The organism is Chloroflexota bacterium (assembly GCA_014360805.1).
GTDB lineage: Bacteria > Chloroflexota > Anaerolineae > DTLA01 > DTLA01 > DTLA01.
The window spans coordinates 1-11,448 of sequence record JACIWU010000093.1 but is presented as its reverse complement, the minus strand read 5'-3'; the positions used below and the strand labels follow the sequence as shown (position 1 = coordinate 11,448).

The following is an 11,448-nucleotide window of genomic DNA, read 5'->3' as shown; positions in this document are numbered from 1 at the left end:
ATCGCCGCATCGTCGCGCGGGGCTAAACCCCCGCGCTGAAAGAACAAAGCCCCTTCGGGGCTTCGCCCGTTCAGCCCGATGCTTCAGCGTCGGGCGAACCCGTATCCTCTCTGCGCCCTCGGCGGCCTCGGCGGTGAAATCCGGCGCACGCGCGCCCCTACCCCGCCCGACGCGCCAGCATGGCGCGGTCGGCGCTCAGCGCCTCCTCCAGCCGCTCGCCATTCCGCACCACGTAGGTGGGAATCTGGTGCAGCGCCAACTCAGCCAGCACGGGGTCGCTGGCGGGGGCCTCGCCGAAGGTGCTGGCGGCCACGTGCACGGCGATAGCCCGCAGCCCGCGCCGCCGCAGGTGGTTCAGCACCTGCACCCAACGCAGGTCGGTTGACGGCGTGATCACCACAACCGAGGTCCCGCGCGGCAGCCCCATCCCTTCCGCGGCCAGCACCTGCGCCAACGGCACGTGCCCGCGCGCCCGAACCACCGCCAGCGTCTCCATGATCTTGCCCAGTTGGCGGTCGCCGCGGTCCGGCTGGATGAACTCTCGGTGCGCGGATTGGGCAGCCAGGCCCACCGCCCGATTCCGCGACAGGAAATGCTTCGCCAGACATGCGGTTACCGACACCACGTACTCTTCCGTGCTCGGTTCCAGCACGCGCGGGGCCTCCTTCATCAGGACGGCCGGCACCAGCCACTCGTCCGCCGACTCGGCCACCCGGCCCACCTGCACGGCACTGTGCATGTCGGGGAACAGCCACAGGTCGGCCAGGGGATCCAGTTCAAACTCCTTGACGATGAGCCTGTTGTGCCGCGCGGTGGACTTCCAGTGAATGCGGTTGAACCCATCGCCGGGTTCGTAGTCGCGCACGCCCGACACGTTGGTGGTGATATGGTGCGTCCTGCGGCGCAGGGCGTCGCCGCCTGGGAGTTCGCCGCCTGGCGGGAGAAACGCCGGCAGGTCCACCGTATAGGGGTACACCACCACCGACGCCGTGGCCTCTACGCGGCGCGTGATGCGGAACAGCCCGAAGGCGTCGCCGCTGGTTAGTTCCACCGGCCCCAGACGGAACCGCCCACGCCGCTGGCACAGCGTGCGCACGGTCCAGCCCCGCTTGCGTCTCGGCCCCAGCGAGGTTACCACGCGGCTGGCGCGGTGCCCGGGCAACTCGGACAGGTCGCGCACCTCCAGCCAGAGTTTGGGGACCAGGCTGGTATTGCGCACGGTGAACTGTTCTTCTATGTAGCGCCCCACCTGCGAGCGGTGCGCGGGGGTATGCCGAACGAACTCCACGGAGCGCGCGCCCACCCTGGCCCAGGCATACGCCACCACCACCGTCAGCGTAACCACATAGGCGATCTGGTCGTACAGCGGCTGCACCGTCGTAACCGCCACGACCAGCGCCGCCACAACCACCAGAACGATGCTAATGGTGCGTTTCACTTCAGCCCGCCTTCGTCTCCGAGCGCGTGATCTTCCGCCGCAACCCGCTCAGGAGCACCGTCGCCGCCGCCGGCACGTTCAGTTTCGCCCAGCCCAGCGGCAGTTCCAACTCGCTCTTCTCGCACACGGTGGAGATGTTCGCGCTGTCCACCTGGGGCTTCAGGGCGCGAAGGAGTTTGGCCCGAAGGTCGGCGTCGTCCATGCTCATGATGTCGTCAATCTGGGCGATGAGCCGCCGCGCCTTGTGGATGCGCCGTTCCGTGGCCTCGCCAACGGCGCGCGGGATGATGCCCGTCTCCGTCTTCAGGCGGTTCAGCGCCAGCCCCGCCGCGTAGGTGCTGTCCACGATGGCGTCGCGGTTCATCCACCGCGTCTCGTAGTTCAGCACGTACTTCCACGACGGCTGCACCAGCGCCCTCCGGTGCTCTTCCACCGTATGGCACAAGAGGCGATAGCCGTGCGCCTCCGGATTCTCAAACACCTCGCTTCCCGGGTCCAGGAATGGGGCCAGGGGCGAGATAAACGGGATCAAGCGGCGCGGCTGGCCCTTGTCCACATCGTGCACCAGATGGCGACAGTACTCGGCGGTTCCCATGACGGATTCGTAGGTCTGCTTGGGCAGGCCAATCATGAAGAAGACATCCAGCCGCTCGCAGCCCGCCTCCAGCGCGTACTCCATGGTCTTCTCCATGGCCGCCGTGGTGTAGGGCCGCCCGAAAGCCTGGCGCACCTCGTCGTCGTGGGATTCCAGCGACACCTCCAGCGTCCAATGCGGCAGGCTCTGCCCCACCAACTGCATGAACTCGCGCGAGGCCGGCTCAAACAATTCCAGGATGACCTGATTGGGGAAGCCCCTGACCGCCGCGAGGAATGCCTCGGCGTAGTCCATGCCGGGCTGGCGAATGTCGCCCAGCACGAATACCGGCCCTTTGCTGAAGCGGCTGATGCTGCGAAGGTCCTGCGCCAAATCCGACGGGGAGCGGTACGCGGGGCGCTGGCGCTGGTGTATCTGCTCAAAGGCCTGCGCGGACCCGCCGCAGGTCTTGCAGCCGTAGGTGCAGCCGCGGCACGTTAGCGCCGCCGTGATGGGGTAGTCCAGCCAGTGGCGGAATGGGATGGCGCTGGCCAGGTCTCGGTAGCGGGCCACGCTACGGATGACGTAGGAATAGTCCAGCAGGACGTGGTCTAGCGTGTCGGGCGAGAAGCCGATGGGATTGGCCCGCACCTGACCGTCGGGGTCGCGCCACGTGAGGTTGTCCACGCCCGCGAAATCCCCGCCGTCGCGCAGGGCCGTCATCAACTGGCGCATGGGTTCCTCGGTGGAGTCGCCGCGCACGACGAAATCCACCTCGGGGTACTCCGTCAGTAACTCGCGGTGGAAGTACGAAGCGGAGAACCCGCCGAAGATAACGGGCGTGTCGGGGTGGTGCTTCTTGACCAGGCGCGCCACCTCTATAGCCCCGTGCGCGTGGGGCATCCAGTGCAGGTCTATGCCGAACGCCCGCGGATTCAGCGAGCGGATCATCGCTTCGGGGTCAAACCGCTTCTCCCGCAACATGCGCACCGCCAGGTTCACGATGCGCACCCGGAACCCGTGGCGCTCCAGGTATTCGGCGATGGTGGTGAACCCGATGGGGTACATCTCAAACACGGGCGTGGACGGAACCAAATCGCTCACCGGCCCGTACAGGATGGACTCCTGGCGGAAGTCGTACACGCTGGGGGCATGGAGCAGGACGAGATCAAGACGCGACATGGTGGATGCCTACCTCCGTGGGCGCGCCCGCGTTCCGGGGACCGGGACAGAATCCAGAATCTCCTGCACCACAACCCTGGCGTCCACGTTCTTGATGCGCGCTGCCGGCGACACGATCAGGCGGTGCGCCAACGCCGGAATGGCCAGGGCCTTCACGTCGTCGGGGATGACGTAGTCGCGGCCTTCCACGGCGGCTTTCGCCTGGGCGGTCTTGTACAGCGCCAGCGAGCCGCGCGGGCTGGCCCCCAGGTAGATGTCCGGATGCTTGCGCGATGTGTTCACGAGTTCTACGATGTACTCTTTGATTGCATCGTCTATGTGCACCTCTTTGACCGCCTCCTGGGCCTGGAGCAGGGCCTCGGCGCTGACCACCTGCTCCACCGTTTCCACCGGATGGACGCGCTGCTGCGAATCCAACATGCGAATCTCATCCGTCGGCGACGGATAGCCCACACTGATGCGCAACATGAACCGGTCCAACTGCGCCTCGGGCAGAGGGAAGGTGCCCTCGTACTCAATGGGGTTCTGCGTGGCGAGCACCAGAAACGGCTTCTGGAGCGGGTAGGTAATCCCGTCCACCGTAACCTGCTTCTCCTCCATCGCCTCCAGCAGCGCCGATTGGGTCTTCGGCGTGGCGCGGTTGATCTCGTCGGTGAGCACAATCTGCGCCATGATGGGACCGGGGCGGAACTCAAACTCGCGGGTCTTCTGGTTGAACACCGACACGCCCGTTACGTCGCTGGGCAGCATGTCGGGGGTGAACTGAATGCGCTGGAACGTGCACCCCAGCGAGCGGGCGATGGTCTTGGCGAGCATGGTCTTGCCCACGCCTGGCACGTCCTCTATCAGCACGTGGCCCTGGCACAGGAGCGCGATGACGGTCTGCTCCACCTGCTGGCGCTTGCCGATGATGACTTTCTCCACGTTGTCCACAATTCGCTTGGCGACTTCTTGTACGGTTTCCATGACAAAGCCCTTTCTCTGTCGTCGGGGCGGCGCCCCCGCTAGATTATACCGGAAACACACGGCGGGACAATTCCACTACCCTACATACCTTTGGCGCGGCCCATCGGTTCATCCGGCGCCACAACCGAACCCCATCGGGCATCATCGGCCTCGCTCCAACTTCGCCGCGAAGGCTTCCAGCGTGTCGTCGTAGCGCACCCACACGCGGGCTAGGTCAAAGACGGACGGCGAGGTCCGCGCCGTGCCCGAACGCAGCGTAACTGCGCCCAGGTACCCCTCGGCCCGCAGTGCGTCCACCACCTGGCGGTTGTACGTGCCGTATGGGTATGAGAACAGGCGCGGGTGCTTGCCGGTGTGCCGCTCAATGGCATCGCCCGCCTTCCGAATCTCCCGGAGCAGGTCCTCGTCCGAAAGGCGCGTCAGCATCGGGTGGCTGTAACTGTGCGATTCCACGTCCATTCCGGCGCGGCTCAACTGTTCCACCTGCGCCCAGGTCATGTACCCGGGGTACTCGTCGTCAATGGGTTGGGTGTTGATGAAAAACGTCGCTGTGAACCCGTATTTCACCAGCAGCGGGAAGGCGACCACCGCATTGTCGCGGTAGCCATCGTCAAAGGTGATAACGACGGCCCTGGCAGGCAGCGAGTCCACACCCTCCATGTAGCGAATCACCGCATAGAGGCTGACCGACTCGTAGCTCTGCGCCTTGAGGTACCGCAACTGCTCTTCAAAACGGGCGGGGGATACGGCATAATCCCGCTGGTCCGAGTTCGCATCGTCCGGCAAGTCCGCGATGTGGTGGTACATCAGGATGGGCACGGGGGTCACCTGGCCGTCGGTGGATGCGACCCGCACGGTCGGCGTCGCCGTCGGTGGGGGCTGCGACGTGGGCAGCGGCGTCGCCGTCGGCGAGGGCGTGGGTGTGGCCGTCGGCGAGGGTAGCGGCGTGGGCGTGTTTGTGGGCGCGGGCACGAACGCCGTCGCCGTTGGCAGAGGCGGGTCGGGCGTGGAGATAGGGGCCGGCGCGGAACCGCATGCGGCGAGCGCGGCCAACGCCAGCGCCGCGACCACCGCCACCCCGCCGCGACGCGCCCTGCGGGCAAGCCCCTCGCGTTGCTCCCCTACGCGCACCGACGCGCAAGTTGTTGACATCGCCTCTCCTGTCTGGTATAATAAGTCTAATTCCACAAGGTCCGAGACCGGTTGGGAGGAAACGTCATGACCAAAGCCGACAAGTTCATCTGGGCCATTGCAATCTCGCAGTTCATCCCGACACTGATGTTCCCACCCGGGGTGCTCTTCACCGCCAAGATCACCGTGCTCATCCTGCCTGTCCTGCTTTTCGGCCTGCTGGGCTGGGGGCTGGTGCGCCGTCGCCCGTGGGCCCTCACCCTGAGCATCTTCGTGCAGGGGCTCAATGTCATCGTCCGCGTGCTCATGCTCCTGCCCCGCGTGGTAACGAAAGGAACGCTGGATGTAGGCTGGATCGTTACCAGCATTCTTGCCATCGCCTTGTCCCTTGTGTTCTTGTTCCTCCTGGAAAAGCCCGAGGTGCAGATCGCCATCACGGCGTAGAACCCTCTTCGCTCGCACGCTGCCAGGCCAGGATCCGCTCCCAGCAGGAGCGGATCTTTTGCAATTCCTCGTCCGTGTCCGGCAGTTCGCCGTAGTGCGACCGGACGTATGCCTCGGTGATCGCCTGCATCTCCGACGCGAGGTCGGGGAACGCCGGCGCCAGCGCCTGGAGGAACTCGTAGGGCGTCTGCCATTCCCTGCGCGGGTGCCCCATGCTCGCCGCCCAGCGCAGCAGGTTCGCGTAAATCCAGCGGATGGAGGCCGCCGCCCGGAACCGCTGGCCCAGGCCGAACTCCCCCGCCAAGGTGAGCCACTGCCCCACGCGATCCAGGCCCGCGCGAATGGTGCCCAGGAGGCCCGGCCCTCGGGTCGTCAGGCCCCAATCAACCTCGCGCTCCTCTCGGCGGCCCGACTCGGCGGCTGAGGCCCGCGCCCGCCGCACGGAAAACGCCACGAGCGCCAGGACTCCGAGGATGAACACGCCCACGACGGCATACTTCAGAATGTCCAGGTATGCGGGCGGCGCGACGGGCGTCTGGGGCAGGAACTCGGGCGTGGCCTCGGGCGCAGGGGTAGCGCCGGTGAATTCGGGCGGCGCGTGCGTCCGGAAGAACCGCACCACCCAGTCCAGCAGCGGCCCCAGAAGCCAGATCAACACCTGCGCGACCAGGAGCGCCGCTTTCCCCAGCACGTTCCAGACGGGCGACAGGAACCGCATCACGGCACTGATGTTGCCCACCGTGAGCAATTGGGTCGCGATGACCGCCGCCATCAGCACGGCGGCAATCGCCCCCAGCGTGGACGCCAGCCAGAACGGGGTGGACACCCGCCCGCCGGATTCGGGCTGGAGTTCCAAATCGTACACGCGGCCCACGCCCACGGCCAGCAGGCCGAAGAAGAAGAACGTTACGGCGAACCCGAGGATGGGAACGCGCCATCCCAGCAGCGAGGCCAGGGCCGCATTCCACATCAGGAGCACGATCCCCGCGCGGAAACTGAACCCAATCCGCTCAAAGGTGTGCTCCCGCGCGCCCAGCGTCAGCCCGCGCCACCACAGCAGGGCCACCAGCAGGAACAGCACCAAATCCGCCGGAATCGCCTCCGAAATCTGGGCCATGCGCCGCGCTAGTTGCGCAAGCCACGCGCCGGCGGTGAGATTCGCCGGGTACAGGTGCACGCGCACGGCCAGCAGCCCCGACAGCAGCCCCAACGCCATCACCAGGGCCGACACCATCCCGGGCGCCACGTTCAGGCGGTTCATCCCCTTGACGAACAGCGCCACGACTGCCAGCGCCACCAGCACGGCCAGCGCCAGGGGCGCCGCAGGGTGCTGGGGCGCGAACGGGCGGATGAAGAAAAGAAACCACGGCGACAACCACGCCATCTCCATCGCGATGAGCGCGAAATCCAACAGCGCGCGCTTCCAGTCCCAGCGAGTCGCGCTCACGCCTGCGCCTCCACTTCTTGCACCTGCCACATCCCCACGTCCGCCAGGGGCCGCCGCGACACGGTGTAGGCCGGGATGCCGTGCAGTTGCTCCCGATCCACCTCGGCGCCTACCGCCACCAGCGCGACTTTGCGCCCCGCCGCCCGCAACTCCAGAAGCGTGGCCAGCAGCGCATCGGAGACGATGCCCGTGATGACGATGAGCGTCGCGCCCCACGGCAACTTGGGCGACTCGGTCTCAAGCAACTGCTCCATGCGCGACGTGGAGAAGGCCGTTACCGCCGCCAATGCCTCCAGCATGTGCATCAGGTGATCCGGGCTTCGGCTGGGGAGCACCTTCAGGGGCTGATCCGAGCGGGGCAGGCTCCCGTTGGCCACCAGGCCCACCATGTACTTCTGCTCCACGCCGAACGACGCGACCGACGCCGCCAGGCTGACGATCTGCTCCAGAAGCACGGGATCGCTCCCCTGCAGCGGTTCGGGGAGGGTGTTGACGTTCAAGAAGATGATCCACTGTGGGCTGGTGGTCGGCTCGTACACCTTCACCTGTAGCCGCTGCTGGCGCGCGGAGGCTTTCCAGTGGATGTGCTTCTGGCCGTCATACGGCTGGTGGTCGCGGACTCCGACGGCGCGACTGGGGTCGGCGAAGAGCGGCTCCTCGGCCTTTGCGTTGCCGAAGGGGTCTTTCGGGGGCAGGTTCCACGCCTCCAGCGGCAGCACCTGCGGATAGACGATGAGCGTGTCTTCCCGCTCGTCCACGACGGCCGCGCTGAACAGGCCGAACACGTCGCTGGCTTGCATGCGCACCGGCCCCAGGGCGTAGAACCCGCGCTGCGCGCACGAGAGGCGAAACCGCCGCGTTACCCGCTCGCGCCAGCGCAGGGAGTACAGGTTGACCAGATAGCCGACCGTCTCCTTGTGCGAGGGGGCCAGCCTGTCGCCGATGAGCGGAAGGGCCGTCGGGAGTTCGTCCTCGGCCTTGAGCCACGCTACGGGGAGCAGTTTGCCGTTGGTTACCTGGATGGACAACATGACTTCCTCGCCGACAAAGGCGCGCCGTTCGCTGAGTTGCCGCCGATAGAGGACGCCGCGCAGAGCGTACCGGTTCCACAGCCACGCCACCGCAATGACCGTCAGCAGCACGGTAGACATGATGACCAGCGACTCCTGGCGGAACAGCACCCCCAGCAGGCCGAAGAAAACGGCCAGCGCGATCCAGGTGTCGTTGAACATCTACTGCTCCACCGGCACCGACACCGACTCCACGACCTCGGCCAGGATATTCTCCGGCCGCCGCCCGCGCAGTCGGGTTTGCGAACTGATGATGATGCGATGACCCAGGACAAAGGGCGCCAGGTACTTGACATCATCCGGCAAGACGAACTCGCGCCCGCGAATGGCCGCTATCGCCTGCGCCATGTGGTACAGCGCCAGCGTCCCGCGCGGGCTGGCCCCGAGCATCACCGCCGGATGTTCGCGCGTGGCCCGCACAATTCGCACCACGTAGTGGCGCACCGACTCCTCCACGCGCACCCGTCGGACGGCGTCGCGCAGCGTCAGCCAGTCCTCCGCCTGCATCACGGGTTGCAGGCGCTCCAGAGGGTCTTCGCGCTCAAACCGCAGGAGAATCTCGTTCTCCTCCTGCTCCGTGGGATAGCCCAGGGCGACCTTGATGAGAAAGCGGTCCACCTGCGCCTCGGGCAGAGGGAAGGTGCCCTCCAGTTCAATGGGGTTCTGCGTGGCGAGCACCAGGAACGGGCGCGGCAGTGGGTACGTAACGCCGTCCACGGTGATCTGTCGCTCCTGCATCGCCTCCAGCAGGGCCGATTGGGTGCGCGGCGTGGCGCGGTTGATCTCGTCCGCCAGGAGGATTTGGGACATGACCGGCCCGGGGCGGAACTCAAATTCCTGCTTCTTCTGGTTGAAGAAGGAGATGCCGGTAACGTCGCTGGGCAGCAGGTCGGGCGTGAATTGCAGGCGGCTGAAGGTACAGCCGGCGGATCGGGCCACCGCCTTCGCCAGGGTCGTCTTGCCGATGCCGGGCACGTCCTCAATCAGCACGTGCCCTTCGCACAGCATGGCGGCCAGCAGCAACTCCACCGTCGCCCTCTTGCCGACGATGACCCTGTCCACGTTGTCCAGCACGCGGGCCATGGCTTCGTGAATCATGTCCACCTCCCCTAATGTCCGTCTGCATTCAGTATACCACCGCCCGAGATGGGCGCAAGAATCTCACGTTGGACTCAAGACAAAAGCGGAGCGCCCCACTCTACAGGGCGCTCCGCGTAGAGCCGTCTCTCGCCGCGCGCGGGCGTTACGGGCTGCTGGCCACGACCATGGCGATGGCGTGTTCTTTCGTGTGCGTCAGGCTGATGGCCCACTGGTGCAGGCCCAGTTCCTCGGCCCGCTTGCGGGCGCGTCCCAGCAGGCGCACGATGGGCTTGCCGCGATAGTCGGCGAGAATCTCCATCTCCGTCCAGTCTATCCCCACAAGGCCGGTGCCCAGCGCCTTGGAGATGGCCTCCTTGCCCGCGAAGCGCACGGCCAACTCGGGGATGCGGCCGTCGCACAGGGCGATCTCGTTCGGGGTATAGACGCGGTGCAGGAACCGCTCGCCCCACCGCTCCACGGCGCGCGCGATCCTGGGCACTTCTATCAAGTCCACGCCGACCGACAGCGCGCCCCCGGGGAGTGGCGGGAAGGGAAAGGCTCTCATCTGTCGCGCACCAAACCGCCATTGTGGCCGCGCCCCACGCCGCGGTAGATGAACCCCAACTCGCGCATGCGCGGCGGGTCATAGATGTTGCGCCCGTCCATCAGCACCGGCTGCCGCATGAGGCTCTTGATGCGCTGCATGTCCAGTTGCTTGAACTCGTTCCACTCGGTAACCAGAATGAGCGCGTCGGCGTCCTCGGCGACTTCATACGGGTCGTTGCAATAGGTTACGGGCACGTCCTGCATGACGCGGCGCGCGGTCTCCATCGCCACGGGGTCGTAGGCTTTCACCTGTGCGCCCTCGGCCACCAGGAGCCGCGCCAGCGTGATGGATGGCGCGTCGCGCATGTCGTCGGTGTTCGGTTTGAAGGCCAGCCCAAGCAGCCCCACCACCTTGCCCCTGTAGGAGCCGAGGATGTCGCGCAGGTGGTTGATAATGCGCTTGCGCTGGTCGTAGTTGATCTCCATCACGGCGCGCAGGAGTTGCGGGCGCGTGCCGTGGGTGGTCGCCATGTGGATGAGCGCCTTGACATCCTTGGGGAAGCAGGAACCGCCCCAGCCGATGCCAGCGCCCAGGAAATGCGGGCCGATGCGCTTGTCGGTGCCCATCCCGCGCGCCACCTCTTTCACGTCGGCGCCCAGCGACTCGCAAATCGCGGCAATCTCATTGATGAACGAGATTTTGGTCGCCAGGAAGCAGTTGGATGCGTACTTGATCATCTCGGCGGTGCGTAGGTCGGTGATGATGGTCTCGGCCTGGAGCGGGTAGTACAGTTCGGCCACGCGCTCGGCGGCCTCGCGGCTCAACGAACCCAGCACGATGCGGTCGGGGTTCATGAAGTCGTACACGCCCGAACCCTCGCGCAGGAACTCGGGATTGGAGACCACCCAGAACGGGATGGATGGGTCGGGCATGTTCTCGCGCACGATGTCGGCCACCCAGTCGCCCGTGCCGATGGGGACGGTGCTCTTGTTCACGATGATGAGCGGGTGATCCAGGCGCTTGGCGATCTCCACCGCCGCGTCGTGCACATGTTGCAGGTCGGCCTCGCCCTCCAGCCCCGACGGCGTCCCCACCGAGATGAAGACAAACTCCGCGTCCTTGACGCCCTCATCGTAGGAGGTCGTGAAGAACAGTCGCCCCGCCTCGCTGTTGCGGTGAACGATTTCCTCCAGCCCCGGCTCGTAGATGGGCAGGATGCCCTTCCGCAGGTTGGCGGCCTTGCGCTCGTCGCGGTTGACGCACACCACATGGTTGCCTAAGTCGGCCAGGCAAGCGCCTGTAACCAACCCCACATAGCCCACGCCGATCATGCAGATTCTCTTCATACTCTTGCTCCTTTGCAATGATGGGCGAATCGGCAGGCCGATGGCGTGGAGAGGCCGCGCACCTGCGATTCGCGGTTACACACCGTAGCCGCGACCGACCCCGCGGTACAGGAAGCCTAACTGCCGCATCGCTTCGGGGTCGTAGATATTCCGCCCGTCCACAATGATGGGGCGGCGCATGGCTTCCTTGATCCACTTCAAGTCCAGATGCTTGAACTCGTTC

At 66.0% G+C, this 11,448-nt stretch carries 11 protein-coding genes; 1 reads left to right on the top strand and 10 read right to left on the bottom strand.

Annotated features, from left to right (window positions below; translation table 11 throughout):
- Positions 1-157 precede the first annotated feature (157 nt).
- The 4 genes from H5T65_12500 to H5T65_12485 all read right to left on the bottom strand — a co-directional run bounded on the left by H5T65_12500 (position 158) and on the right by H5T65_12485 (position 5,312).
- Complete coding sequence (locus tag H5T65_12500; GenBank protein MBC7260056.1) at positions 158-1,438, bottom strand: DUF58 domain-containing protein; 1,281 nt, start codon at positions 1,436-1,438, stop codon at positions 158-160.
- Position 1,439: 1 nt separating this feature from the next.
- On the bottom strand, positions 1,440-3,194 hold the full coding sequence (locus H5T65_12495) for a TIGR04190 family B12-binding domain/radical SAM domain protein (protein MBC7260055.1): 1,755 nt from the start codon (positions 3,192-3,194) through the stop codon (positions 1,440-1,442).
- A 9-nt stretch (positions 3,195-3,203) separates the two neighbouring features.
- Positions 3,204-4,160, bottom strand: a complete 957-nt coding sequence (locus H5T65_12490) for a MoxR family ATPase (GenBank protein MBC7260054.1) — start codon at positions 4,158-4,160, stop codon at positions 3,204-3,206.
- Between the two features lie 141 nt (positions 4,161-4,301).
- Entirely contained in the window at positions 4,302-5,312 is a 1,011-nt protein-coding gene (locus H5T65_12485) for a polysaccharide deacetylase family protein (GenBank protein MBC7260053.1), read from the bottom strand.
- A 66-nt stretch (positions 5,313-5,378) separates the two neighbouring features.
- On the opposite strand from H5T65_12485, the gene H5T65_12480 reads away from it, so the two are divergent.
- On the top strand, positions 5,379-5,735 hold the full coding sequence (locus tag H5T65_12480) for a hypothetical protein (protein MBC7260052.1): 357 nt from the start codon (positions 5,379-5,381) through the stop codon (positions 5,733-5,735).
- On the opposite strand, the gene H5T65_12475 is transcribed toward H5T65_12480, so the two are convergent.
- The 6 genes from H5T65_12475 to H5T65_12450 form a co-directional block, all read right to left on the bottom strand.
- Positions 5,725-7,182: a DUF4129 domain-containing protein gene (locus H5T65_12475; protein ID MBC7260051.1), complete on the bottom strand. Its 1,458-nt coding sequence runs from the start codon at positions 7,180-7,182 to the stop codon at positions 5,725-5,727. The two genes, H5T65_12480 and H5T65_12475, sit on opposite strands and share 11 nt — an antisense overlap.
- Positions 7,179-8,414: a DUF58 domain-containing protein gene (locus tag H5T65_12470; protein ID MBC7260050.1), complete on the bottom strand. Its 1,236-nt coding sequence runs from the start codon at positions 8,412-8,414 to the stop codon at positions 7,179-7,181. The genes H5T65_12475 and H5T65_12470 overlap by 4 nt, the downstream gene beginning before the upstream one ends.
- Positions 8,415-9,350 carry a MoxR family ATPase gene (locus H5T65_12465; GenBank protein ID MBC7260049.1) on the bottom strand — a complete coding sequence of 312 codons (936 nt, stop codon included), beginning with the start codon at positions 9,348-9,350 and terminating at the stop codon, positions 8,415-8,417.
- A gap of 145 nt (positions 9,351-9,495) precedes the next feature.
- Positions 9,496-9,897, bottom strand: a complete 402-nt coding sequence (gene acpS / locus H5T65_12460; GenBank protein MBC7260048.1) for a holo-ACP synthase — start codon at positions 9,895-9,897, stop codon at positions 9,496-9,498.
- On the bottom strand, positions 9,894-11,225 hold the full coding sequence (locus H5T65_12455) for a UDP-glucose/GDP-mannose dehydrogenase family protein (protein MBC7260047.1): 1,332 nt from the start codon (positions 11,223-11,225) through the stop codon (positions 9,894-9,896). The genes acpS and H5T65_12455 overlap by 4 nt, the downstream gene beginning before the upstream one ends.
- Positions 11,226-11,300: 75 nt before the next feature.
- The coding region (locus H5T65_12450) for a UDP-glucose 6-dehydrogenase (protein ID MBC7260046.1) at positions 11,301-11,448 on the bottom strand (148 nt) is incomplete at its 5' end.